The sequence below is a fragment of the Pilimelia terevasa genome, from assembly GCF_014647915.1.
Taxonomy (GTDB): Bacteria; Actinomycetota; Actinomycetes; order Mycobacteriales; family Micromonosporaceae; genus Pilimelia; species Pilimelia terevasa.
In genome coordinates, this window is record NZ_BMQC01000004.1 from 224,856 (window position 1) to 248,361 (window position 23,506).

Genomic DNA, 23,506 nt, shown 5'->3' on the forward strand with positions numbered 1-23,506 from the left:
ACCGTGCCGGAGGGCCTCGGCGCGACCGCTAACGAAGTGGGCGCGGCCGCTCATGACGTGGACGCGGCCGGTCACGAGGCGAGCGGGGCGTTGCAGGCGGCGGTCAGCGCGTGCCGGCAGGCCGTGGTCAGCGGGCGCAGCGCGGCGTCGCGCTGGTTGGCCTCGTGGGCGTTGACGGCGCCGCCCGGGGCGTCCTCCGCCGCCAGCGCCAGCACCGAGTGCAGGACCCGGGCACGGGCGTACAGCCGGCGGGACCGCGGCGTGAAGCCCGGCGGCAGGTCGTGCCCGCTGCCCGGCCGCCGCAACTGCTCCAGCGCGCTGGCCAGGCCCGGCCGCCAGCGCGCCACGTCCAACCGGGTCAGCGCGGTCGTGGTCTCGGCCAGGGCGGCGGACAGGTCCGCCTCGGCGTCCGCCGCGGTCAGCGGCGGCGGCGCCGGGGCCGCCGGGAGCTGGTACACCCGCCAGACCACGGTGTGGAACTCGTCGCCGGAGCCCGAGGTGTGCGTCTGGACCGAGGGCACCAGCCCGTACCCGCCGGCCACCACCGCCTCGCGGGCGGCGACGGCGGCGTCGGTGAACCGCCCCGGCCCCGGCAGCCCGGTCGGGTCGCCCGGCACCGGCAGCACCAGGCGGATCTCGTCGCACGCCACTTTGGACAGGAAGGCCAGCGACTGGCGCAGCGGCAGGTCCCGCCACGTCCCGGGGGAGTCGGCCAGCAGGTGCTCCTCGCCGTCGGCGATCACGTCCGCGACGTCGTCGTACGCGGCCAGTCCGGCCCGCCAGGCCCGGGCCCAGGTGACGAAGCGGATCGCGCGCTCGCCGACGACCTCGGGGGGGTCCGCGGTTTCCGGCATGACCGCCAGCGTACGTCCCGCCGCTGCACTTGTCTGCCTTCGTCCGCGCCCGCGTGGCCCGCGCGTCCGGGGGCCGTCGGCGGGCCGGCGGCGCGGCGCGCGACGGTAGGGTGCGGGCATGACGACGGACCGGTACGCGCGGGATGTCCTGGCCGGCGACTGGCGTCGGCGGCGGGCGATCCGGGAGGTCGAGGCGACGCCCGGCCTGGTGGTGGAGGACGCCGGCTCCGGCTTCTGCGGCGCGGTCGTCGACCTGGCCGACGGCGCCGCGGTGCTGGAGGACCGGCACGGCCGGCGGCGGCACTTCCCGCTGCTGCCCGCCGCGTTCCGCCTGGAGGGTGAACTGGTCACGCTGCGGCGCCCCGCACCGCCGCCGGCTGCCGCCGCCCGGCGGACCGCGTCCGGCTCGGTCGCGGTGGCGGGGCAGCGGGCGCAGGTCGCCAGGGCGAGCCGGATCTGGGTGGAGGGCGTACACGACGCGGCGCTGGTCGAACGGATCTGGGGCGACGACCTGCGCGTCGAGGGCATCGTCGTCGAGCCGCTGCACGGGATCGACGCGCTGGCCGAGGCGGTGGCCGGGTTCGGGCCGGGGCCGGGGGCGCGGCTGGGGGTGCTGGTCGACCACCTGGTCGACGGGAGCAAGGAGAGCCGCATCGCGGCCGGGGCGTCCTCGCGGCACGTGATGGTCACCGGCCACCCGTACGTCGACATCTGGCAGGCGGTGAAGCCGCGGCGGCTGGGGATCGCCGCCTGGCCCGTCGTACCGCCGGGACAGCCCTGGAAGGAGGGGGTGTGCGCCGCGCTGGGGGTGGCCGAGCCGGCCGCGATGTGGCGGCACATCCTGTCCCGTGTGGACTCGTACCGCGACGTGGAGACACCGCTCCTCGGGGCCGTGGAGCGGTTGATCGACTTTGTCACCGTACCGTGATCCGCACCACTTTTCGAGGTACCGCTTAGCTTCCCGTCCCTTGACCGGCCGTGCCACGATCAGTGACATGGACGTTCTGATCTGGGTGGCGGCCGGCGTGGTGCTGGCGGTGGCCGAGGTACTGACGGTGACACTGGTACTGGCCATGTTCTCCGTGGGCGCCTTCGCCGCGGCCATCGCCGCCGGCCTGGGCGCGCCGCTGTGGGCGCAGATCACCCTCTGCGCGCTGGTGTCGGTTCTCTGCCTGGTCGCGGTCCGGCCGGTGCTGCGCCGGCACCGCCGCCGGGCGGTGCCCCACCGGGCGGCGGCCATCGGCATGGAGAGCCTGCTCGGCAGCCTGGCCACCGTGCTGACGCCGGTGGACGACGGCGCCGGCCAGGTGAAGTTCGACGGCGAGGTGTGGTCGGCGCGGGCCGCCGTCGACGGCCAGCGGTTCGAGCCCGGGACGCGCGTCCGGGTGGTCGGGGTCGACGGCGCCACCGTCCAGGTGGGCGCGACCAGCGAGGCAGGCGAGGGGGAGCGATGACTACTGGCATCGTGGTCGGGGCGATCGCGTTGATCGTGATCGTCGTACTGGCCCGGTCGGTGCGGATCGTGCCGCAGCAGCGGATGGACGTGGTGGAGCGGCTCGGCCGGTACCAGCGCACCCTGAGCCCGGGGCTGAACCTGCTGATGCCCTTCATCGAGGCCGTGCGGACCAAGGTGGACATGCGCGAGCAGGTCGTCAGCTTCGAGCCGCAGCCGGTGATCACCTCCGACAACCTCGTCGTCTCGATCGACACGGTGCTGTACTTCAAGGTGGTCGACCCGGTGCGGGCGACGTACGAGATCGCGCACTTCCTCCAGGCCATCGAGCAGCTCACCGTCACCACCCTGCGCAACGTCATCGGCTCGCTGGACCTGGAGCGGGCCCTGACCAGCCGCGACCAGATCAACCAGCACCTGTCCGGCGTCCTGGACGAGACGACGGGCCGGTGGGGCATCAAGGTCACCCGGGTGGAGCTGAAGGCGATCGAGCCGCCGCCGAGCATCCGCGACTCGATGGAGAAGCAGATGCGCGCCGAGCGCGACCGCCGCGCCGCGATCCTCAACGCCGAGGGCGTGAAGCAGTCGCAGATCCTCACGGCCGAGGGCGACAAGCAGGCCGCCGTCCTGCGCGCCGACGGCGACCGGCAGGCCCGGATCCTGCAGGCCGAGGGCCAGGCCAAGGCGATCCGCACGGTGTTCGACGCCATCCACACCGCGAACCCGAGCCAGAAGGTGCTGGCCTATCAGTACCTGCAGGCCCTGCCGCAGATCGCCAACGGCCAGGCCAACAAGGTGTGGATCGTGCCGGCGGAGCTGTCCAAGGCGCTGGAGGGCATCGGCGGCGCGCTGGGCGGCCTGGCCAACATGGTCGGCGACGCCCCGGTGGCGCCGCCGGCCCACGACGAGGTGAACGAGGAGGCCGCGGCCGCCGCCGAGGCCGCCGCGGCGGCGGCCCAGCAGGTGCACGCCGAGGTCCGCGCCGCCGAGGCGCAGGTCTCCGGTCCGCGCCCCCCGCACGCGGCGGGGTAGCGCCGGGGGCCGCGCACCCCGGGCGCACCCGGGGTGCGCGGGGCGGCACACTGGTGCGGTGCAGGACAGCGTGGCGCTCACCGTGACGGCCGACGACCCGCGGGTCGCCGACTACCGCGAACTGACCGACGTGGCGCTGCGGACCCGGTGGGAGCCGCCGCACGGGCTGTTCATCGCCGAGGGCGAGCTGGTGCTGCGGCGGGCGCTGCGCGCGGGTTACCGGCCGCGCTCCTTCCTGGTCGACGCCAAGCGGGTCGACCAGGTCGCCGACCTGGCGGGCACCGGCGCGCCGCTGTACGCGGCGCCGCCGCAGGTGCTCGCCGAGATCACCGGCTTCCACGTACACCGCGGCGTCCTCGCCTCGTTCCACCGCCGGCCGCTGCCCGCCCCGGCGGCGCTGATGGCCGGCGCCCGCCGCCTGGTGATCCTGGAGGACCTGAACAGCCACACCAACATCGGCGCCGTCCTGCGGGCCGCGGCCGGCCTCGGCGTCGACGGGGTGCTGCTGTCCCCGCGCTGCGCCGACCCGCTGTACCGGCGGTCGGTGCGGGTGAGCATGGGCGAGGTGTTCGCGGTGCCGTACGCCGTCCTGGATGCGTGGCCCGGCGACCTGGCCGCCGTGCGGGCGGCCGGCTTCACACTGCTGGCGATGACCCCGGCCCCCGACGCCGTACCGATCCAGCGGCTGGCCGCCGCCGACCGCGCGCGGACCGCGCTGCTGATCGGCGCCGAGGGCGCCGGCCTGAGCGCCGCGGCGATGGCGGCCGCGCACCGGCGGGTGGTGATCCCCATGCGTGGCGGGGTCGACTCGCTGAACGCGGCGGCGGCCGCCGCCGTGGCGTGCTGGGAACTCGGCCGGACGGACGCCTGAGAGCGCCACCGGCGCGTGGGGCGGCGCGGTCCGCGTGAGGTAACCGACGCGTGGCGGTTGTTGATCCACACCGGCCGGTCTGCCATCGTTCCTGCGCGCGGCGCGCGGGGCGCCGCCAGGTCGACAGTGGAGGCGCCGATGATGGGCCCGTCGCACGCGTTGTCGGGGGCGGCCGTCTGGCTCGTCGGCTCGTGGACCGCCGACCACGTCTACGGGTACGCGCAGACGCCGGCCGCCCTGGCGGTCGGCACGGCCGTCTGCGCGGGCGGCGCGCTGCTGCCCGACCTCGACATGTCGGGCAAGGTGACCGCCAACCGGGGCGGGGCGACGGTGGCCCGGACGTTCGGCATCTTCACGCTGCTGCTGGCCGAGATCGTGGAGAAGCTGAGCCTGTTCGTGTACCACGCGACCAAGCTGCGGCGGGACCCGTCGCGGCGCAACGGGCACCGGACCTTCACCCACACGCTGCCGTTCGTCGTCGGCGTCGGCTGGGGGACGACGTGGCTGTGCACCCGGTACGGCAAGTGGGCGGTGCTGGGCGTGCTGTTCGTCATGATCGGACTGGCGCTGCGGGGCCTGGCCGACCGGTGGGCCGACCGGGTCGGCTGGCTCGGCGTGACGCTGGCGGCCGCCGGTGCGGCGCTCGCCGCCTACGTGACCCTGCCCGGCGCCCGGGCGTACCCCGAACTTGGCTTCGCCGTCGGCGTCGGCTGCCTGGTGCACCTGCTGGGCGACCTCATCACCAGCGCCGGAATCCCGATTCTGTGGCCGCTGCCGCTGGCCGGGCGGACGTGGCGGATGATCGGGCTGCCCCGCTCGGTGGCGGTCCGGGCGGGCGGCCCGGGGGAGGTGGCGCTGCGCGGGCTGTTCGTCCTGGCGGCGCTGCTGGCCGGTACGGCCCTGGCGGCGCCCGCGGCCGTCGACCGGGTCCTGGTCGTCCTGTCCTGACCGCGGGCGGCCCCGCGCGCGGGCGCCGGGCGGGATCAGGTGGTGGGCAGGGCGTCGCCCGGGTGGGGCAGGCGGCGCACCGCCCCGTCGGGCGGAGCGTCGCCCGCGACCAGGCTGTCCGGGAGGCTGAGCGTGAGCGTGCTGCCCAGACCCACCGCCGACTGCAGGTGCAGGTCGCCGCCGTGGGCCTGCGCGAGCCGCCGGCCCAGGGCCAGGCCCAGGCCGGTACCGCCGCGCTTGTCCGCCGTCCGCACCTGCTGGAACGCCTCGAAGATCATCGGCTGGTCCTCGGCGGCGATGCCCACCCCGGTGTCGGCGACCGACACGGTGACATCCCTGCCCTCGACGCCCAGGCTGACCGTGATCCGGCCCTCCTCCGCGGTGAACTTGATGGCGTTGGACAGCAGGTTCTCGACGATCTGCCGGAAGCGCAGCGCGTCCACCGAGGCGGTGACCGGGGCCAGCAGGCTGACGAGTTGGAGGTTCTTGCGCGCGAGCATCGGGCGCAGCGTCGCCAGCAACTCGACGATCGCCGTGTCCAGCCGCAGCGGGGCGCGGCGCAGGTCGACCTGCCCGGACTCCACTTTCGCCAGGTCCAGCAGGCCGTTGATGAGCGTGAGCAGGTGGTACCCGCCCCGCTGGATGTGCCCGACCCACTCGGCGTGCACCGGGTCGCCGGCCAGGTCGTCGCCGAGCAGGTCGCTGAAGCCGATGATGGCGTGCAGGGGGGTACGCAGCTCGTGGCTCATCGCCGCCAGGAAGTCGGTCTTGGCGCGGCTGGCCTGGGTCAGCGCCGCCACGGAGGCGGCCAGCTCGTCGGTCAGGCGCTGCTGCCGCTGGACCACCGCCCCGCGCTCGGCCAGGACGGCGGCCTGCGCGGCGAGGTCGGCCAGCAGCCGCAGGTCGTCACCGGCGAACAGGCCGCGGCGCCGGTTCACGACGACGAGCGCGCCCTCGCGGACCCGGGGGGCGGCGATCGGCACCGCGGTCAGGAACGCCCCGTCCCAGGTGCCCGCGTAGAAGTCGGCCAGCGGGCCGCCGGCTCCTGCCTGCCGCGGCCCGGCGGCGGCCGGCCGCAGTGCGACGGCGTAGTCCACCCGCAGCAGCCGGGACAGGTCCGCCCGGACCAGGTCGGCGGGCAGCGTCGGGTGGTGCGGGTCGTCGCCGGGCCGGACGAGCCCGCCCTCCGGCCCGCACAGGACGACGTCGGCGGCGTCGGCGCCGGTCACGTCCCGCACGACGTCGGTGTACCGCCGCCACACCTCGGTCGGCGTCTCGGTGGGCGGGGCGTCCAGCAGGCGTCGACTCACTGTGCGTAGTGCCCGGGCCTCCCACACCTGGCGCAGCAGCCGCGGCGGGGCGAAGGCCAGCAGGTAGCCGACGGCCGACGCCGCGAGCAGGAAGTGCGACAGCAGCACCACCACCACGCCGCCGGGCCGCACGGCCACCACGTCGTTGGTGGGCGCGGAGGTCAGCCCGGCGATCCCGCCGAGCACGGCGAGCAGCAGGACGAGGATGAGCGCCCACGCCGCCAGGGACGCGCTGCGCAGCCGCACCGCGGAGGTGCCCCGGCGGCGGCGGGCCTCGGCGGCGAAGATCCGGGCGGCGGCGGTCTCCACGGTCACGAAGAAGACCACGTAGCCCAGGCCGACCGCGGGGATGCCCGGCTTGGGGTACGCCACCAGGGGAAACGTCAACAGAGTCGCCCCGGCGAAGGCGGCGGCGACCACCGCCCGCGGCACCCGGTGGACGAAGCTGGCCAGCAGCAGCGTCATGATCGGGTGGAACAGGTACACGGCGCCGGCCGTGGCGACCCCGTAGCCGCTGGGCCGCCCGGACAGGCGGACGTACGCCTCCACCGCGGAGACGGTCAGGCCGGTGGCGTAGAGCAGGACGAGCAGGCCGCGCAGCGCGTCGCGGTGCCGGACGTAGGCGCCGACCGCGTACGTCAGCATGCCGAGGTTGATCACCGCGGAACCCCAGCGGAAGATCTCGGCAGCAGCCATTCGTACCCACCATCAGTCGGCGGCGGTCCCCACGCCCGCGAGCCCCGGCTCGCACCGGTCCCGGCTACTCACCGTACTGGACACCGTCGGGTCGGTCGGGGGACAGCGGCGTACATCTCCCGGTACATCTCGGGTATTCCGGTAACGATAGGCCCGGTGTCGCGGGATGGGCCCCACGGCTCGTCCGGCCCGGCCGAACGGACGACGGCGGGCACCCTTCCCGTGCCGTCCCACCCGCGACGCACGTCCCGTGATCAGCGTCGTGGGCGACATGCGGATGCCCGGTATCGACGGCATCGAGCTGCCTGCGCAGATCCGCCTCCGACACCGGAGACGACCCTGGCGCGTCCGCGCGGTGCCGGCCGAACCGTGGCGCGCGCCGGGGGCGGTCAGTCGGCGGGGAGCAGTGCCGGTGACGCGGGCGGCCAGCTCTGCGGGGCCGAAGGGCTCCCGTACGCCCGAGGGTCGCGCGGGGGAGCAGTTGGGGAGCGGCGGCCCGCACCCGGCCCCGGGACTGCCAGGATGGGCGAGTGCTGTTCGTCGACCTCGCGGCCGCCTCCGCCGCCGTCGCCGCGGTCGGGGGCCGCCGAGACAAGGTCGCCCTGCTCGCCGACGCCCTGCGCCGCCTCGACCCCGACGAGGTGGCGGCCGGCGCCGGCTACCTGGCCGGCGAGCTGCGCCAGCGCCGGACCGGCGTCGGCGGCGCCGGCCTGCGCGACCTGCCCCCGCCCGCCCAGGTCGCCACGCTGACGGTCGCCGCCGTCGACGCCGCGGTCGACGCCGTCGCGGCAGTGGCCGGCGCCGGCTCCCAGCGCCTGCGGCGCGCCCGGCTGGCCGCCCTCTACGCCGCGGCCACCGCCCCGGAGCAGCGGCTGCTGACCGGCCTGTTCTTCGGCGAACTCCGCCAGGGCGCCCAGGCCGGCCTCCTCGCCGACGCGATCGCCCGGGCCGCCGCGGTGCCCGCCGCCGCCGTCCGGCGGGCGCTGCTGCTCACCGGGGACATCCGCGCGGTCGCGGTGGCCGCGCTGGCCGGCGGGGCGGCCGCGCTCGCGGCGGTCGCGCTGGAGGTGGGCCGCCCGCTGGCCCCCATGCTGGCCGGCAGCGCACCGGACATCGAGGCCGGCCTGGCGGCCACCGGCGTACCCGCGGTCGTCGACACCAAGCTCGACGGCGTCCGCGTCCAGGTCCACCGGCGGGGCCGGGAGGTCGCCGTGTTCAGCCGCAGCCTCGCCGACGTCACCGCCCGGCTGCCCGGCGTGGCCGCCGCCGTCCGGGACCTGCCCGGCGGCGACCTCGTGCTCGACGGGGAGGCGGTGCTGCGCGACGCCACCGGCCGCCCGCGGGCGTTCCAGGACACCGCCGGCCGCGCCGCGACCAGCGGCCCGGCCGACGCGGGCGACCCGCTCGTGCCGTACTTCTTCGACCTGCTGCACGCCGACGGCGCCGACCTGATCGACACGCCCGGCGCCGGCCGTTGGGCCGCCCTGGCCGACCTCGTCCCGGCCGCGCTGCGGGTGGGGCGCGACACCGTGACCGGCCCCGGGCAGGCGGCCGGGTTCTTCGCCGCGGCGCTGGCCGGCGGGCACGAGGGTGTGGTCCTGAAGTCGCCGCAGGCCCCCTACGAGGTGGGCCGCCGCGGCGGGGCCTGGGTGAAGGTCAAGCCGCGGCACACGCTGGACCTGGTGGTCCTGGCCGTCGAGCGGGGGCACGGCCGGCGGCAGGGCTGGCTGTCCAACCTGCACCTGGGCGCGCGGGAGCCGGCGACCGGCGGCTTCGTGATGCTGGGCAAGACCTTCAAGGGACTCAGCGACGCGACGCTGCGCTGGCAGACGGAGCGGTTCACGGCGCTCGCGGTGGGCGAGGAGCGGGGCGTGGTGCGGGTCCGGCCGGAGCAGGTGGTCGAGGTCGCCTTCGACGGGGTCCAGCGCAGCACTCGGTACCCCGGCGGTGTCGCGCTGCGGTTCGCGCGGGTGCTGCGGTACCGGGAGGACAAGACGGCGGCCGAGGCCGACACGATCGACGAGGTCCGGGCACTGCGCCCACCCGGGTCCGTCGCACCGACAGGGGTGGCAGTGGGCCGGGCGGGCGAGCGGGGGGCGTCATGAGCGGGTGCCGGGTGTTGGTGTCGGGGGCGAGTATCGCGGGGCCGGCGCTGGCGCACTAGCTGCGTCGGCCGGGTGCGGCGGTGACCGTGGTGGAGCGGGCGCCGGAGCTGCGTGCCGGTGGGCAGGCCGTGGATGCGCGGGGTGGGCCAGGGAGGTCATCGCGCGGATGGGTTGGACGCGGCCGTGCGCGCGGCCCGCACCGACACCGCTGGCGCGCACACCGTGGACGTGGACGGGAACGTGCGGGAGACCTACCGCGCGGACGACCACGGCGGCGACGGGTACATCGCGGAGATCGAGATCCTGCGGGGGGACCTGTCCCGGGTGCTGTACGAGGGCACCCGCGACGGTGTCGAGTACCTCTTCGGCGACCGGATCGCCGCGCTCACCCAGGACGCCGACGGGGTCGACGTGGCGCTCGTCGGCGGCGCTTCGACCTGGTGATCGGGGCCGACGGGCTGGACCGCTGGCTGGTCGACTACCAGGAGTCCGGGACCGGGCGCTCCGCCGGCCTGCGGCCCCTCCGGGACGTGAGGCGGGCGATGGTCATGTTCTCCCTCCCCGCCGCCGACCTCGATGTCGACCACCGCGATGTCGCCGCCCAGAAGCGGGTGCTGCGTGAGCAGATGAACGACATGGGCTGGTTGACCCCGCGCATCCTCGCGCACCTGGACGACACCCCGGACTTCTACCTGGACCAGGTCGCCCAGGTGGTGATGGAACGCTGGTCGGACGGACGGGTCGGGCTGCTCGGGGACGCGGCGTTCAGCTCGTCGCCGCTGTCCGGGCAGGGCACCGGACTGGCCCTGGTCGGTGCCCATCTGCTGGCCGCGGAGTTGGCCGCCGCCGACTGGGATCCGCAGGCGGGGTTCGGCGCCTACGAGCGGCGGATGCGCCCGTTCGTCGAGGCCAACCAGGAGATCGGCCGGCTGCACGCCCGCAGCCTCGACGTGTCCGCCGTGAGCGCTCGGTCAACTCCGCCCGCTCAGTAGGCGAACCGCCACCCCGCAGCGAGGGGCGCGGCAGCGGCTCGTTGTACCTTCCGGCTGCCCGTCGAACCTGAGGAGCTGGAGTGGAAGGGGAAAGTGGCGCAATGACAACCGAGCCCAGCGAGGGCGTGGAGGCACGTCGGGCCTTCGTCCTTCCTCCTGTACACAATGGCCTCGACTACCTCGTCACCGCCGTGGACTACCTCGGCGCCGCCGCCACCCCACCGGGCAGAGGAAGCCTCAAGTACGCGGTCCTCCACCTTCAGGCGGCGACGGAGGTACTCCTTAAAGCACGGCTTGTCGAGGAGCACTGGAGCCTGGTGTTCGCAAAGCCGGGAGAGGCTACGCGGGAGAAGTTCGACGAGGGTGACTTCAACAGTTGCACCCTGAGGGATGTCTTCACGAGACTTGAACAAATTGCCGGAGTGAGAAACCCGGAACTTCACGAGGCGATCCAGCGACTGACGACCACGCGAAACGCTCTCACTCATTTCGGTCACCTCAGGCGGGACGTCAGCGCCGCCACCGTGGAGAGAACGGCAGCGGAGGTCACGATGCGTCTTCTGCAGTTCATTCACCTGTACCTGCGACCCGCGCTGTGCGAGAAAAATTCAGACGCGATCCGTCACGTCGGGGAAACCATGGCCGCCCTACGGTCGAAGCTCGGGAGCATCACGTCGCTTGTGGAGCACGGTATGCGGGCACTGGGGGAGGAACTCGCTGTAGTCGCTGAACGGACGGTGGAATGCCCCGATTGCAGGCTGTGGGCCTTTGTGGTCGGCAAGCCGGACCGGTTCGACAAGAGTCCGCTGATGTGCCGCTTCTGCTTCACCGAATACGACCTTCCCGGCTTCGCGGAGTCCGACTATGTTTCGGACGTCCTCGGTGGCCGTTCCGGCCGTCCGTACGCACCATGTAGCGCCTGCGGGGAGTCCATGGTTATCGGTGCGCGTACGGTGAAGAGCCCGGAGGGTGTCGCGCTCTGCTTCAGTTGCGGCGCCGTCACCGACGTCCCGCGCTGAAATAGGCGCGACACCGTCGCCGGTCCGGGGGCGACGAGGCCGGTGGCCGGTCCAGCCCCGCGGCTCGTTATGGCTTGCGGGGGAGTACCACCTCGTCGGGAACGATGAGATGGTCGCCGATACCGACGGTGAAGACTCTGGCGTCGGTAGGTGTGCGCCGCCCCGGTACCCACTGGTGTGGTTTGGCCGTCGGACCCCCGCGCAGACGCACACTGATCTTGTACCGACCGGGCGCCACCGCTGCGAAGTCGAAGTTTCCGTCGTCGTCGGCGACACGGGCCTGGCGGGTGAGGGGGACGGCCGGGTCGGTGGAGCCGTCGGGGGCGACGCGGTGCAGCAGCGCGTGGGCGCCGTACGGGGGCACGCCTGCGGTCCTGGTCGTGAGTCTGCCCGAGATCCGGCCGACGGAGAGGTGCAGCGGGTCGAGGACGCGGTGTTCGCCCGCGTCGATGGTGAGCCACTCCGTCGGCCTGTGCAGGCCGCCGCCGGGCAGCCAGGCGGCGGCGTTGCCACTGCTGACGGAGAACTGGTACTCCCCTGGCGGAAGTGGGCTGAGTTCGAAGCTGCCGTCCGCGGCGACCGGCCCCCGCCACGCGTAGTGGTCCACTGGCCAGACGGCGAACTCGGTCGCCGACGCGCCCCCGGTGACCGTCAGCCGCCCCGACACCACCGCGGCCCTGGGAAGTGGGAGCTGCCGCTGGTCGACGACGGTGGTCTGGCCGGCCTCCACGGCGACGGTGTCGGCCCGGGCCCGTACCCACCGGCCGGGCAGCCACTGGGTGACCACCGTGTCCTCGTCGTCGCTGAAGCGCATCCCGGTGCCGACCTTGTAGCCGCCGCCGATCACGGTCGCGAACCGGTACCTGCCGTCGGATCCGGTGGACGCCCGCTCCAGGTCAGCCGGTCCCGAGCCGGGCCTTCCGTACGTGGCATCCAGGAACACCGGCGCACGTTTCACCGGTTCGCCGCCCTGGCTGGTGATACGGCCCTCGACCGCGCCGACCGGCACCGTCATCGTCGGCACGGCAACCGGCCCGTCATCGGCGACGGTGAATACCGTCGCCTGCGCCGGATCGTGGGTGCCGGGCCACCACAGTGTCCCGAACCCGCGGCCGCGCCACGTGTCCGCCTGGAGCCGGTAGCGACCGGGCGCCACACCGGCGACGGTGAAGCGGCCGTCGCCGGTCACCTGCCCCCGGGCCACGGCGTTGTCGCTGTCGACGGGGTAGGCGAGGACGTCGAAGCGATCGGGTGCCGCGTCGCCGACCACGGTGATGGCACCGCTGAGTTCCGCGGACATCCGTCCTGACGCATGAACCGGTAGGGGCGCGCAGGGCAGGATCGTCACCGAAATCGCCGCCGTCACCAACCCCCGGCGGGCCCGTTTCCGCGTCATCGCCGGTTCCTTTCGGTGGGCAGCAGAAGCTGTTCGTGCAGGGTCAGCGTCCTTCCCGCTTCCACCTGGTAGTGGGCGCCCGCCTCCGGGCTGCTCTTGCGCGGGAACCACTGGATGGGCGTGCCCAGCCGGGCGTAGGTACTGAACTGGTACTCGCCGGGCTTGACCGCGTCGAAGCTGAATCCGCCGTCGGCATCGGTCAGGCTGTAGGTGAGGCCGCGGCTCCCACGCTGGTGCATCGACACCTCCACGGACTGGGCGGGGCGGCCGTCCGGCCCGGTGACGCGTCCCGCGACGGTGCCCACCGCAACGACGAGGTCCGGCGCCACACCGGAGGCGCCGGCGTCGACCGACACCCGCTCACCGTCGTCCGGGTGGTCGGCTCCCGGCCCCCACCACCGGCCCCAGCCCATACCTCTGCGCACCGCGATCGAAATCCGGTCGTCGCCGGGCAGCGCACCCTCGATGCGGTAGCTGCCGTCGGCCCGCACCGGGGTGCGTCCGGCGTGCCAGGACACCTCAAGGAAGTTCGGCGGTACACCGCCTCGGACCTGAAGCCGTCCGCGCAGCGCCGCGGTCGCCGGCCGCGCCAACAACTGCTGGTCGACCGTGACCACCGTGTCGGCAGTGACCAGAACGGTGTCGGCCTGGGCCTGCAGCCACCGGCCCGGTGCCCACTGAATGGCCTCCTCACCCCGGAACTGCCGGCGCGCCCCCACCGCGTACGCGCCGGGCGCCAGGCCGGCATTCCGATATGCGCCGTCCCCGTCCGTACGGACACTCGCCAGTACGCGATGATCGCCGGCACGGTGCACGACGACGGGGATGTCCTCGGCCGGACTTCCGTTGCTCAACACCACCCGCCCCGAGATCACCCCGGTCCCCTCCGGGACGGCGGCAGAACCCGCGGTCGGCAGACACAGCGCCGCGGCCGCCACGACCGCGGCCAGTGTCACCACTCGTGTCATTCTCCTGTAGACACTCATGGGCATCAACGTACGCGGCTCCCGCCGGAACGTCGGCGGTGAACAGCCAATTTGCCGAGGGGCGCAATAGGGCTGCCGCTAGGCCGTCGTGGTGTCCGGCGACGGAACGGACGCGGCGGTGTTGTCGAAGACGGCGTACTGGTTCTTGCCGTTCTGCTTGGCCCGGTACATGGCCAGGTCCGCGGCCTTGAGCACCTCCGTGCTGTTGGCGCTGGTCGAGCCGGCCACCCCGATGCTGCAGCTCAGCGTGAGGTGGTGTTCGCCGTCGACCAGGACCGGGGTCTTCAGGGCGTCGAGGAAGCGCTGGGCGACCAGGGTGGCCTCACCGGCGGTGGTGTGCGGCAGCAGAGCCGCGAACTCGTCGCCGCCCAGTCGGGCGGCGAGATCGCTGCCGCGCAGGCAACGCGACAGCGTGTCCGCCAGGCCGATCAGGGCGTCGTCGCCGCCGTGGTGGCCGTGGACGTCGTTGATGGATTTGAAGTCGTCCAGGTCGATGGCCAGTACCGTGGCCCGGGCCGGGGCGCCGAGCCGGCCGGGTGGACCGGTGAGGACCTCGTCCAGTCGTTGCTGGAACAGGGCGCGGTTGGCGAGCTTGGTCAGCGGGTCGTGCGTCGCCTTGTGCTCCAGCAGTTCCTGCAGTTCGCGGGCGGCGGTCACCTCGCGGCAGTTGCTGATCAGGCTGCCGACGTGCGCCGAGTCCAGCAGGTTCGTGGTGATCACCTCCAGCCAGCGCCAGCTACCGTCGACGTGTCGGTACCGCGCCTGGTGTGTGGCGCTGCCACTACCCTCCGCCACCAGGTGACGCACCGCCGCGGCCGCCTGCGTCCGGTCCGCCGGATGGACCAGGGTCGCGGCGTTGCGGCCCTGCAGCCGCGCCGGCTCGTAACCCAGCAGGCGGGTGACGGCCGGGCTGACGTAGTCGCAGCGGAGCTGGGCGTCGGTGATGACGATGATGTCGGAGGAGTGCTGCAGCAGGACGCTCATCCGCTGCTCCTGCTGCTGGATGCGCGCCAGCAGCCGGTCGTTGTCGGTGAGCGAGACGAGCTGGCGGGCCACGACCAGGCCCACGCTCGCCAGCACCGCCACGAGGACACCGACGGTACGAGGTAGCACATTTCCGGACACGGCCACGGAGAGCAGCAGCAGCCCGAGCGTGACCGCGATGGCGGCGTACGGCAGCAGGCTGAACGAGCGGCGCCGGGGTCGGGCCGACTCGATCTGGTCGTGCGCGTTGCGGTACTGGGCCAGCGGACCCGCCGCGGCGAGGACGCTGGGCAGCAGCCAGAGCAGCATCTGCGCCGTGTACCCGTCCGCGTTGCCGCGCTCAGGCGCGGGCAGGCCCATGCCGTTGATCACGCTGATCAGCGCAGCGGAACCGATGAGCAGGACCGCTGTCGCCCGCGTCGTGGGCGCGTGGCCACTGACCGCCAGTCGGGCGCCGGCGAAGGTGGTGAGGACGAAGATCGCGGCGGCGCCCAGCGCGACGGCGGTCGTGGTGAGGTCACTGGTCTCCTCGCGGACGGTCAGGAACCAGTTGACCGCCGCGGCGGCCACGGCCACCGTGCCCGTGTCCAGCCAGAACGTCAGCCGTGCCCGGGCGCTGCGCCAGCGCACCGGGTACCGGAGCATCGTGATCAGGATCGTGAGGTAGCCGCCGACCAGGAGCGCCCCCTGTACGTCCTGAGCCCGGGCCGGCCCGCCGAGGGCGGCCAGCGCCGCCCCGCAGTCCCCGATCAGAAACGCCGCGGTCACGACCCCGTAGGCCCGCCAGAATGTCCGTTTCGGGCCGGCTGGCGTCCGGCGGGCCACGATGAGGGTGGCGACCAGCGCCACCGCGTCGAGCGCGAGGACGGCGACCCAGTAGGTCCACAGCCGGGCGAGGCCGCCGCTGGCGCCGCCGGTGACGAAGTACACCCCCAACACCACCGTGACCAGCGGCAGTACCCAGCCCACCGGCCGGCGGCCCGCGGCGGGTGCTGTCGCGGGCGCCCCGGGGGCGGTCGGGGCAGGCAATAATGCGGTCGGCACGCGCACGCGGCTCCTTTCCCACCTCGGCTGGTGCCGTGTTAATCGGCGCAGTGGTGGCCGACACCAGGAATTCGGGAAAGGGTCTGCCCCATCGGCAGCGGACAGTTGAAGTCGCAACTATTCGGCACAGCGACCGGGAGTCGGTCCCACTGCGCGGGTTCTCCCGCCGCCCGTCGTCGCAATCCACTCGATGGTGGCCGGTTGTCGGTTACCGAAACCTTCGGTCGGAAGTCTATTTTCTAGGCGTGGACAACGGCGGATCACAGCGTGGAGGACCTACCGTGCGCACCTTGGAACCGCAGGAGATGGAGCGGCTGCTCCGAATGAATCGACAACTGAAGATTTCGTTCCTGGTGACGGTGGCGGTCGTGGTGGCCCTGGTGGTCGTGCTCATCGCCGCTGATGTCGACTTCCCGATCGGACTGGGCGCGCCGCTGGGCATCGGCATCGGCCTGCTGCTGACGCTCCCCGGTCGCCGGCTCCTCGCCGAACTGGGCCTGACCGCCGCCGAGGCCCGCTCGGTCCTGCAGGGCGAACGGCAGCGGCGCAGCGGCGTCGCCGACCTCCCGCGGCAGGTCCGCTACCAGCGCGAGGTTCTGCGCGCGCGCATCTGGCTCGCCGTCGGCCTGGTGGCCGCCGCGGTGTTCGTGGTGGCGGCGCTCTACTTCTTCGGCGCGGCGGGGCAGACGCACGAGGAGGACGCACCCACCAACGTCTGGCTCGGCGTCAGCTTCTTCGCCGGTGCCATTGCGCTCATCCTGACGCCCAGCGCGCTCCTGCAGGCCAGAAGTCACCGGGAGACCGCCCGCTCCTTCGAGCAGTCGGCCGCGTCCGCACGTCGGAGTGAGCCCGTCCCGTCGGCTTGACGGCACGGGCTGCACCCGCACCCGCTAGGGAACCGGGGTGACCACGACGCGGTCCCCGCTCTCGCGGTCCAGCACTCGGGCGCCGCCGGCCACGGCGATCGAGTCGGCGTCCTCCCCGCCGTACACCTTGTCCCCGCCATAGACGGCCGCGACCACATCCTGGCCGGGACCGCCGTTGATCGAGTCGTTGTCCCCGGTCCCACTGCCGACCGGGCCACCGAACAGGAAGTCGTCCCCTTCCTCACCGTGGATGCCGTCGTGTCCCGCCTCGCCGAAGGCGACATCGGCACCCTCGCCGCTGAACAGGAAATCGTTGCCGGCGCCTCCGAAGATCAGGTCGTCGCCCGGGCCGCCAGCCAGCACGTCGTGCCCGTTCCCGCCGCACAGCACGTCCTCGTCGGGGCCGCCGGCAAGCGTGTTCGAGGCGTCGGAGCCGACCATGAAGTCGATGCCGAAGTCCCCGGCCATCTGCCTGAGCCCGGTACTGAACTTGACCGGTACCTGCGCGCTACGGCCGTCCCCGGTCGTCACCTCCAGCACGACCGTGACCGGGGTGCGCAGGTCGGCGGCGGCGGTCATCAGCAGCGTCCGGCCGGGTCCCTGCTCGTAGCCGGGGTAGGAGACCAGGCGGGCGCCGAGCTGGCCCGGGTTGTCGTTGGAGACCAGCCGCATCGCGGTGGCGTCGGCGGTGAACCGCATCGCCATCCAGTGGGAGCCGGCGGCCCCGCAGTTCGCGGCGACGACGTCGACGCCCGGCGGGGGCGGGTCCTCGACGGCGCTCGCGGCGGTGATTCCGGCGGTGAGCAGGCCACCGGTGGTCAGGACCGCGGTGGCGGTGCGGGCGGTGCGGCGGGACAGGTGCATGGCGTGCGGCTCCTGGCAGACGAGAGACGGGCAGAGGAGCCCACCCAACCAGCCCCGCCACAAAACGACCAAACACGGTCATACCCACGGGCTACTGCGCCTCCAGTCATGACCCGGCGATACCACGCCCCGGCGTACCGGAGGCGTGGCCAACCGACAGTCCGACTGAGTCAACGTTCCGCGGTGCCCGACCCGGCCTACGTCACAGGTACCCCGCCCGCGCGCGCCGCCGGATCCGGTTTCCGGCCGGGCCGGGCGGGCCACCAGAAGCGCTCGCCGAGCAGCAGCGCGAGCGCCGGGACGACGAGTGTGCGCACCAGCAGCGTGTCGAGCAGCACCCCGATGCCGACGATGACGCCGAGCTGGGTGAGCACGACGACCGGTAGTACCCCGAGGACGGTGAAGACCGCGGCCAGCAGGACCCCGGCTGAGGTGATCACCCCGCCGGTCGCGCCGAGCGCGCGGACCATCGCCCTGCGCGTGTCGCCGTGGGCGGCGGTCTCCTCGCGGGCCCGGGTCACCAGGAAGATGTTGTAGTCGACGCCGAGCGCGACCAGGAACAGGAAGCTCAGCAGCGGCACCCCGGCGTCCAGCGCGGGCAGGCCGAGCAGGTGGGTCAGCACCAGCGTGGCGGCGCCCAGGCTGGCCGCGTAGCTGGCGATCACCGTGAGCAGGAGCAGCACCGGGGCGAGCAGCGAGCGCAGCAGCACGATCAGCACCAGCAGGACGACGGCCAGCACCAGCGGGACGATGACCCGGTTGTCCCGCACGTTCGCGTCGCGCTGGTCCAGGTCGGCGGCCGGGGCGCCGCCGACCAGCGCGGCTGGGAGGGCGGAGCGCAGCCTTCGCACGGCCTCGTCGGCCCGCTCCGTGCCCGGCGCCGCAGTCAGCTGCACGGAGAGCTTGGTCAACCGGCCGTCGTCCGACAGCTCGGGCCGCCCCACGGCCGCCACTGCGGGCACGGCGCGGACCTGCGCCGACACGTCCCCGGCGGCGATCACGGTGACCGGCTGCGAGGAGCCGGACGGGAAGTGCCGGGCCAGCGCCCGCTCGGCGGTGACCGACTCGACCTCGGTGCGGAACTGCTCGGTCTGGGCGAGCCCGATCCTCGTGGTGAGCAGGCCGGCGGTGAGCCCGCCGAGCAGCAGTACGGCCACCGCGAGCACGGCGGCGGGGCGGCGGCCGACCCCGCGGGCGAGCCGTGCCCACCGGCCGGTGTCGCCGGGTTCGGCCGAGCCGGCCTCCGGTACGAACGGCCAGAACACGCCGCGCGGCAGACCGGCCAGCACGGCGGGGAGTACGACGAGTCCGAAGAACAGGGCGACCGCGACCCCGAGCGCGGCCGCGACGCCGAGCGTGCGGTTGCTGGTGAGCGTCGCGGCGAGCAGCGTGAGCAGGGCCAGGATGACGGTGGCGGCGCTGCCGACGACGGCCGGTGCCGCGGCGCGCAGGGCGTTGGCCATCGCCTCCCGGCGGTCCGGGGTGCGGCGCAGCTCCTCGCGGTACCGGGAGATCAGCAGCAGCGCGTAGTCGGTGCCGGCGCCGAAGACCAGGACCGACACGATGCCGGTGACCGAGGCGTCGGTACGTTCCCCGACCCACCGGGCGACCCACGGCAGCAGTTTGGCGACCAGTTGGTCACCGACGCCGATGAGCAGCAGCGGGGCGAGCCAGAGCAGCGGGCTGCGGTAGGTGATCAGCAGGAGCAGCGCGACGATGCAGGCGGTGGCGACCAGCAGGGTGACGTCGGCGCCCGCGAAGGCGGCCGCGGTGTCGCGTCCGAAGGCGGGTCCGCCGGTGACCTGCGCGGTCAGTCCGGCCGGCAGCGGAGCGCCGGGACCGGCGGAGACTGCGGCGCGGAGGTCGTCGACGGCCGTGGCCCGCGCGGCGGCGTCGAGGTCGTCGGCGAACGGGACGGTCACCAGCGCCGCCCGGCCGTCCGCGGCGAAGACCGGGGGCGGCGCGACCCCGCGCTGTGCCCGGGTGGCGACGATCGCGGCCCGGTCGGCGGCGGTCAGCGGGCCGTCACGGCGCTCGTAGACGACGACGGCGGCGTCGGTGCGCCCGCTGGGGAACCGGTCGGCCAGCGCGGTCACCCGGGTGGACTGCGTGCCGGCCGGCAGCCCGTCGGTCGGCTCGGCGGCCGGCTGCGGCGGGGACGTCAGCCAGACCAGCGTGGTCAGCGCGGCGGTCACCAGGACGACCAGCAGCGTGCCGGTCCGGCTGGTGACGGCGGTGGCCCAGCGAGCACCCATGGCGAATCCTTCGTTTGCTGAAATGTTCGGCTGCCGAAACGATAGGATGAGCCGCGTGCCGACGCAACCTGCCCGCGATGCCGAGCGCGCCGAGCTCGTCGAGGACCTCATCGATGCGCTGCGGCTGTTCACGGTCGAGAGCGACGTCTTCGTGGACGTGTTCGCGCGCGCGCACGGCCTGGGCCGCAACGACCTCAACGCGATCATGTGGATCGCCCAGGGCACCCGCACCGGCCACCCGATCACCTCGGGCGAGCTGGCGGCCCGGCTCGGCCTCGGCGCGCCGGCCACCACCGGGCTGGTGGACCGGCTGGAGAACGCCGGACACCTGCGGCGCGAGCGGGACCCGCACGACCGCCGCAAGGTGACCGTCGTGATGCAGCCGACGGCCCTCCAACTGGCAACCGACTTCTTCGTTCCGCTCGGCCGGCTCATGCACGAGACCGTCGCCGACGTCGGCGCCGACGACCTGCAGCGGGTGACCGCCGTGGTCCGCCAGATGATCACCGCGGTGACCGCCGCCCGGACCGCGGCCACGAACCCGATGCCGCCGGGCACCGCCGCCCCGGGCTCGCCGACCGCCCGCAAGGCCACCGCGGGCCGGCCGACCGCCCGTGACGTCACCGCCGGCCCGCCGGGTGCGCAGGCGCGCCCCTGACGGCCTCCTCAGGGACGCAGGCGGCCCTGCAGCATGCTGGTGCCGTGCTGCTGCTGGCCGAGCTGCTGCGCCGACACGTCGATGATGCTGAACCGGGTCAGGTCGCCGGCCGCGGCCGGCACGTTCAGCCGCGCCGACCCGGGCGCGCCGAGCGGGACCATCACCGAGCCGCCGTCGTAGAGCCAGACCAGGTAGTAGCCGCCGGGCGTCGGCATACCGGACATCTCCAGCCGCACCTCCAGGCCGTGTCCGGTGTCGACAACGGCGGCCCGGCCCTTCGCGGCCGCCGGCGCCGCGGGCTGCGCGATCAGATCGGCCTCGGCGACCACGCGCTCCACACCGCGGCGTCCGGTCCGGACAGCGCCGACGCCCACCGCGACGATCAGCACCAGCGCCGCGGTCGCCGCCACGGCGAGCCGCAACCGGCCCCGGGGCCCGCGCAGCGAGTCGAACCACCGCGTGCGGACCGCGGGGCGCGCAGCGGGCGGCGCGAGCGCGGGGGCGGCGAAGGCGGCACCGGCGATGCGCGCCCACAGCTCCGGCGGCGGCTCGGGCAGATCCCGGACATGACGGGAACCCCTGCCCACGGCGACGGTCGCCCGGGCGGCGTCCAGGTCGGCGGCGCAGGAGTCGCAGCCGTGCAGGTGCCCGGCTTCGGACGCGGACGGGTCCTGCTCGCCGAGAGCGACGAGCACCAGGCGATCAGGATCCAGATGCGGCACGGTCGACCTCCCATCGGCTGCGCAGTCGGGCCAGACCTCGGCGTAGATGACTTTTCACGGTACCGAGCGGCATTCCGGTCTGCGCGGCGATCTGGACCTGGGTCAGGTCGCCGTAGAAGCTCAGCTCCAGGACCCGGCGCTGGGCGGGCTCCAGGACGCTGAGCTCGTCGGCGACCACCAGCCGGTCCACCACCGTGTCGGCCGCGGCCTCCCGGTCCTCGCCGCCGGTCTCGACCTGCCGCAGCGTGTCGGCCACCCGGTCCTGCCGGGACCGCACGCGCACCAGGTCGACGGCCTTGCGCCGGGCGATGCCCAGCAGCCAGGACAGCAGGCTGCCGAGCTGCGGGTCGTACCGCTCGCGGCTCTGCCACGCCGCGACGAATGTCGCCTGCACGATGTCCTCGGCGTCGTGCCGGTTGCCGAGTGCGCTGTAGGCGAGGTGGAGCACCGCCGCACCGTAGCGCTCGTAGAGCAGCCGCAACGCATCCTCGTCGCCCGACCGGAAACGCTCGGATACTCCGTCGCCTCCGCCGGTGTCCGAGCGGTCGATCGTATTCACCGCGTTCGCTGCCATCCCCAATGCACGCCCGACCCTATCGCGGAACCTTCTCGCCCTTCCTTCGCCGTCGGCCGCGGCCGCGGATGCACCGGAACCCCGGAAATTCGTGGGGCTCCGGTGCATCCGATCCGCTCCGGGCGGACGAATACCCCTTGACGCCCGGCGGTCACCGACGGCCGCCGGCCCCACGGAAGGTCACGCATGAGACTCGGACGTACCTCCTCCCGCCTCATCGCCGGAATCGCCGCCACCCTCGCCACCCTCGCACCGAGCGCGGCCGCGCACGCCTCCGGCCCGACCGGAACCCGCTCGCTCGCCCAGGTGCTCGCCCGCGACGGGGGCGGCTTCGACCACAGGCCGAACGACTTCGACATCCTCACCGCCGCCGTCAACGCCGTGCTGAAGGCCAAGCCCGGCAGCCCGGTCGCCGTGCTCGCCGACGGCGGAACCGCGCTCACCGCGTTCCTGCCCACCGACCGCGCCTTCGAGAACCTGGCCCGGGAGATCTCCGGCAGCCACGACCTGCCCGGCGAGAAGCAGGCCTTCACCACGGTCGCCGCGCTCGGCATCGACACCGTCGAGGGCGTCCTGCTCTACCACGTGGTACCGGGCGTGACGATCACCCGCAAGGCCGCGGTCAAGGCGGACGGGGCGAAGCTGACCACCGCGGCGGGCAGCGCGATCACCGTGCAGGTGACCGGCCGCTGCTTCCCCCGGGTCAGCCTGCGTGACGCGGACACCGACGACCGCGACCCGCGCGTCGTGAAGTTCGACATCAACAAGGGCAACCGCCAGATCGCCCACGGCATCGACGCGGTCCTGCGCCCGGCCGACCTGCCGTAGTCGGAAGGCAGGTGCCGAGACGGTGGCGCCGCGAGCAGGCACGCGGCGTCACCGCTCAGCACACGACGCGAACCACCCCGAAGGTCGGTGTCGTCGGCCGTCCGCGCGACCCGACGGCGCGACAGCGCAATGCCCCGTTAGAGGCATTGGACGGCCGCCCCGGTTGTCTGAAGATAGAAAAATGAGTCGTAGTTGGTTGATTACCGGCTGTTCATCTGGCCTCGGTGCCGCACTCGCCGACGCCGTCGCCGCCGCGGGTGACCGGGTGCTGGCGACCGCCCGCCGGCCCGAGAGCCTCACCCCGCTGACCGACCGGCACCCGGACCTGGTCCGGACCGCAGCCTGCGACGTCCGGGACACCGCCGCCTGCGAGGCCGCCGTGGCCACCGCGATCGACGCGTTCGGTCGGATCGACGTCCTGGTCAACAATGCCGGCTACGGCGTGTTTGGCGCGGTCGAGGAGATCGACGACGACGCGCTCGCCGCGCAGTTGGACACCAACCTCGGCGGCCCCTGGCGGATCACCCGGGCGGCACTGCCGCACCTGCGCGCGGCCGGCTCCGGCCACATCCTGATGGTCTCCTCCACGGCCGCCGGTATCGCCTACCCGGGGCTGGGCGCCTACAACGCGTCGAAGGCCGCGCTGGAGGGGCTGGCCGAGACCCTGGCCGGGGAGGTCGCCGCCTTCGGTATCGGCGTGACCATCCTCGAACCCGGCGGCTACGCCACCGGCTACGGCGCCTCCCTGGACAGCCGCCGTACGCCGATCGAGGCCTACGCGCCGATCACGCAGGCCATGGAGGCCGGCATCGCGTCGTTGGCCGGCGGGGGCCCGGGGATCGGACAGCCGCAGGAGTTCGCCGCCGTGGTCCTGGAGCTGGTCGAGTCGGGGGCGCGGCCGATGCGGCTGCCGGTCGGCGCGGGCGTCGCCACCGAACTGCTGGAGGCGTGGGACCGCCGCCGCGAGGACATGCTCGACGCCGAGCGCCCCTGTACGGCCGCCCCGGCCGCGCCCCTCCCACTGCGCTGACGTCCTCACCCCGCGGAGG

At 73.9% G+C, this 23,506-nt stretch carries 22 protein-coding genes; 13 read left to right on the forward strand and 9 right to left on the reverse strand.

Annotated elements, in window-relative coordinates; all coding sequences use genetic code 11:
* Positions 1–71: 71 nt before the first annotated feature.
* A complete protein-coding gene (locus IEY75_RS07955; RefSeq protein WP_189113575.1) occupies positions 72–854 on the reverse strand; it encodes an Rv1486c family protein in 783 nt (260 codons plus the stop codon).
* Between the two features lie 118 nt (positions 855–972).
* On the opposite strand from IEY75_RS07955, the gene IEY75_RS07960 reads away from it, so the two are divergent.
* From IEY75_RS07960 to IEY75_RS07980, 5 genes are all read left to right on the forward strand, one after another.
* A complete protein-coding gene (locus IEY75_RS07960; protein WP_189113576.1) occupies positions 973–1,782 on the forward strand; it encodes a DUF3097 domain-containing protein in 810 nt (269 codons plus the stop codon).
* Between the two features lie 67 nt (positions 1,783–1,849).
* Positions 1,850–2,308, forward strand: coding sequence for an NfeD family protein (locus tag IEY75_RS07965; protein ID WP_189113577.1), 459 nt, complete (start codon positions 1,850–1,852; stop codon positions 2,306–2,308).
* Positions 2,305–3,339 (forward strand): SPFH domain-containing protein, encoded by a 1,035-nt coding sequence (locus tag IEY75_RS07970; RefSeq protein ID WP_189113578.1) that lies wholly within the window; start codon positions 2,305–2,307, stop codon positions 3,337–3,339. Before IEY75_RS07965 ends, IEY75_RS07970 begins: the two co-directional genes overlap by 4 nt.
* Positions 3,340–3,397: 58 nt before the next feature.
* Positions 3,398–4,210 carry a TrmH family RNA methyltransferase gene (locus IEY75_RS07975; protein ID WP_229789433.1) on the forward strand — a complete coding sequence of 271 codons (813 nt, stop codon included), beginning with the start codon at positions 3,398–3,400 and terminating at the stop codon, positions 4,208–4,210.
* A gap of 138 nt (positions 4,211–4,348) precedes the next feature.
* The gene (locus IEY75_RS07980) at positions 4,349–5,158 is read left to right on the forward strand and encodes a metal-dependent hydrolase (RefSeq protein ID WP_189113579.1); all 810 of its coding nucleotides are present in this window, start codon (positions 4,349–4,351) and stop codon (positions 5,156–5,158) included.
* A gap of 35 nt (positions 5,159–5,193) precedes the next feature.
* Here the strand turns inward: IEY75_RS07980 and IEY75_RS07985 are convergent, their stop codons facing one another.
* On the reverse strand, positions 5,194–7,164 hold the full coding sequence (locus IEY75_RS07985; protein WP_189113580.1) for a sensor histidine kinase: 1,971 nt from the start codon (positions 7,162–7,164) through the stop codon (positions 5,194–5,196).
* 530 nt (positions 7,165–7,694) lie between these two features.
* Here IEY75_RS07985 and IEY75_RS07990 point away from each other — a divergent pair.
* From IEY75_RS07990 to IEY75_RS08000, 4 genes are all read left to right on the forward strand, one after another.
* Positions 7,695–9,269: an ATP-dependent DNA ligase gene (locus IEY75_RS07990; RefSeq protein WP_189113581.1), complete on the forward strand. Its 1,575-nt coding sequence runs from the start codon at positions 7,695–7,697 to the stop codon at positions 9,267–9,269.
* Between the two features lie 183 nt (positions 9,270–9,452).
* Entirely contained in the window at positions 9,453–9,713 is a 261-nt protein-coding gene (locus IEY75_RS20820) for a Rossmann-fold NAD(P)-binding domain-containing protein (RefSeq protein ID WP_229789434.1), read from the forward strand.
* Entirely contained in the window at positions 9,710–10,261 is a 552-nt protein-coding gene (locus IEY75_RS20825; RefSeq protein WP_229789435.1) for an FAD-dependent monooxygenase, read from the forward strand. Before IEY75_RS20820 ends, IEY75_RS20825 begins: the two co-directional genes overlap by 4 nt.
* A gap of 101 nt (positions 10,262–10,362) precedes the next feature.
* Positions 10,363–11,280: a hypothetical protein gene (locus tag IEY75_RS08000; RefSeq protein WP_189113582.1), complete on the forward strand. Its 918-nt coding sequence runs from the start codon at positions 10,363–10,365 to the stop codon at positions 11,278–11,280.
* Positions 11,281–11,347: 67 nt separating this feature from the next.
* Here the strand turns inward: IEY75_RS08000 and IEY75_RS08005 are convergent, their stop codons facing one another.
* The 3 genes from IEY75_RS08005 to IEY75_RS08015 all read right to left on the reverse strand — a co-directional run bounded on the left by IEY75_RS08005 (position 11,348) and on the right by IEY75_RS08015 (position 15,696).
* Positions 11,348–12,580, reverse strand: a complete 1,233-nt coding sequence (locus IEY75_RS08005) for a peptidase associated/transthyretin-like domain-containing protein (protein WP_189113583.1) — start codon at positions 12,578–12,580, stop codon at positions 11,348–11,350.
* A 92-nt stretch (positions 12,581–12,672) separates the two neighbouring features.
* Positions 12,673–13,635: a carboxypeptidase-like regulatory domain-containing protein gene (locus IEY75_RS08010; RefSeq protein WP_189113584.1), complete on the reverse strand. Its 963-nt coding sequence runs from the start codon at positions 13,633–13,635 to the stop codon at positions 12,673–12,675.
* Positions 13,636–13,740: 105 nt separating this feature from the next.
* Positions 13,741–15,696 (reverse strand): sensor domain-containing diguanylate cyclase, encoded by a 1,956-nt coding sequence (locus IEY75_RS08015; protein WP_189113585.1) that lies wholly within the window; start codon positions 15,694–15,696, stop codon positions 13,741–13,743.
* 275 nt (positions 15,697–15,971) lie between these two features.
* Here IEY75_RS08015 and IEY75_RS08020 point away from each other — a divergent pair, with 275 nt between their 5' ends.
* Complete coding sequence (locus IEY75_RS08020; protein WP_189113586.1) at positions 15,972–16,556, forward strand: hypothetical protein; 585 nt, start codon at positions 15,972–15,974, stop codon at positions 16,554–16,556.
* A 24-nt stretch (positions 16,557–16,580) separates the two neighbouring features.
* Here the strand turns inward: IEY75_RS08020 and IEY75_RS08025 are convergent, their stop codons facing one another.
* Entirely contained in the window at positions 16,581–17,420 is an 840-nt protein-coding gene (locus IEY75_RS08025) for a calcium-binding protein (protein ID WP_189113587.1), read from the reverse strand.
* 197 nt (positions 17,421–17,617) lie between these two features.
* A complete protein-coding gene (locus IEY75_RS08030) occupies positions 17,618–19,675 on the reverse strand; it encodes an MMPL family transporter (RefSeq protein WP_189113588.1) in 2,058 nt (685 codons plus the stop codon).
* Between the two features lie 55 nt (positions 19,676–19,730).
* On the opposite strand from IEY75_RS08030, the gene IEY75_RS08035 reads away from it, so the two are divergent.
* The gene (locus IEY75_RS08035) at positions 19,731–20,333 is read left to right on the forward strand and encodes a MarR family winged helix-turn-helix transcriptional regulator (RefSeq protein ID WP_229789436.1); all 603 of its coding nucleotides are present in this window, start codon (positions 19,731–19,733) and stop codon (positions 20,331–20,333) included.
* A gap of 8 nt (positions 20,334–20,341) precedes the next feature.
* On the opposite strand, the gene IEY75_RS08040 is transcribed toward IEY75_RS08035, so the two are convergent.
* Together IEY75_RS08040 and IEY75_RS08045 are read right to left on the reverse strand one after the other, a co-directional pair.
* Complete coding sequence (locus IEY75_RS08040) at positions 20,342–21,028, reverse strand: anti-sigma factor domain-containing protein (RefSeq protein ID WP_229789437.1); 687 nt, start codon at positions 21,026–21,028, stop codon at positions 20,342–20,344.
* A 7-nt stretch (positions 21,029–21,035) separates the two neighbouring features.
* Complete coding sequence (locus IEY75_RS08045) at positions 21,036–21,629, reverse strand: RNA polymerase sigma factor (protein ID WP_189113591.1); 594 nt, start codon at positions 21,627–21,629, stop codon at positions 21,036–21,038.
* A gap of 186 nt (positions 21,630–21,815) precedes the next feature.
* Between IEY75_RS08045 and IEY75_RS08050 the strand changes: the two genes are divergently transcribed.
* Together IEY75_RS08050 and IEY75_RS08055 are read left to right on the forward strand one after the other, a co-directional pair.
* Complete coding sequence (locus tag IEY75_RS08050) at positions 21,816–22,457, forward strand: fasciclin domain-containing protein (protein ID WP_189113592.1); 642 nt, start codon at positions 21,816–21,818, stop codon at positions 22,455–22,457.
* A 181-nt stretch (positions 22,458–22,638) separates the two neighbouring features.
* Positions 22,639–23,487 carry an SDR family NAD(P)-dependent oxidoreductase gene (locus IEY75_RS08055; RefSeq protein ID WP_189113593.1) on the forward strand — a complete coding sequence of 283 codons (849 nt, stop codon included), beginning with the start codon at positions 22,639–22,641 and terminating at the stop codon, positions 23,485–23,487.
* Positions 23,488–23,506: the final 19 nt, after the last annotated feature.

Bases quoted from the DNA above. Each gene is read 5' to 3' on its own strand.
- IEY75_RS08000 (WP_189113582.1), top strand. From the start codon at position 10,363: ATGACAACCGAGCCCAGCGAGGGCGTGGAGGCACGTCGGGCCTTCGTC.
- IEY75_RS07980 (WP_189113579.1), top strand. From the start codon at position 4,349: ATGATGGGCCCGTCGCACGCGTTGTCGGGGGCGGCCGTCTGGCTCGTC.
- IEY75_RS08055 (WP_189113593.1), top strand. From the start codon at position 22,639: ATGAGTCGTAGTTGGTTGATTACCGGCTGTTCATCTGGCCTCGGTGCC.
- IEY75_RS08030 (WP_189113588.1), bottom strand. From the start codon at position 19,675: ATGGGTGCTCGCTGGGCCACCGCCGTCACCAGCCGGACCGGCACGCTG.
- IEY75_RS08025 (WP_189113587.1), bottom strand. From the start codon at position 17,420: ATGCACCTGTCCCGCCGCACCGCCCGCACCGCCACCGCGGTCCTGACC.
- IEY75_RS08045 (WP_189113591.1), bottom strand. From the start codon at position 21,629: ATGGCAGCGAACGCGGTGAATACGATCGACCGCTCGGACACCGGCGGA.
- IEY75_RS07955 (WP_189113575.1), bottom strand. From the start codon at position 854: ATGCCGGAAACCGCGGACCCCCCCGAGGTCGTCGGCGAGCGCGCGATC.
- IEY75_RS08050 (WP_189113592.1), top strand. From the start codon at position 21,816: ATGAGACTCGGACGTACCTCCTCCCGCCTCATCGCCGGAATCGCCGCC.
- IEY75_RS07985 (WP_189113580.1), bottom strand. From the start codon at position 7,164: ATGGCTGCTGCCGAGATCTTCCGCTGGGGTTCCGCGGTGATCAACCTC.
- IEY75_RS07960 (WP_189113576.1), top strand. From the start codon at position 973: ATGACGACGGACCGGTACGCGCGGGATGTCCTGGCCGGCGACTGGCGT.
- IEY75_RS07970 (WP_189113578.1), top strand. From the start codon at position 2,305: ATGACTACTGGCATCGTGGTCGGGGCGATCGCGTTGATCGTGATCGTC.
- IEY75_RS07965 (WP_189113577.1), top strand. From the start codon at position 1,850: ATGGACGTTCTGATCTGGGTGGCGGCCGGCGTGGTGCTGGCGGTGGCC.
- IEY75_RS08005 (WP_189113583.1), bottom strand. From the start codon at position 12,580: ATGTCCGCGGAACTCAGCGGTGCCATCACCGTGGTCGGCGACGCGGCA.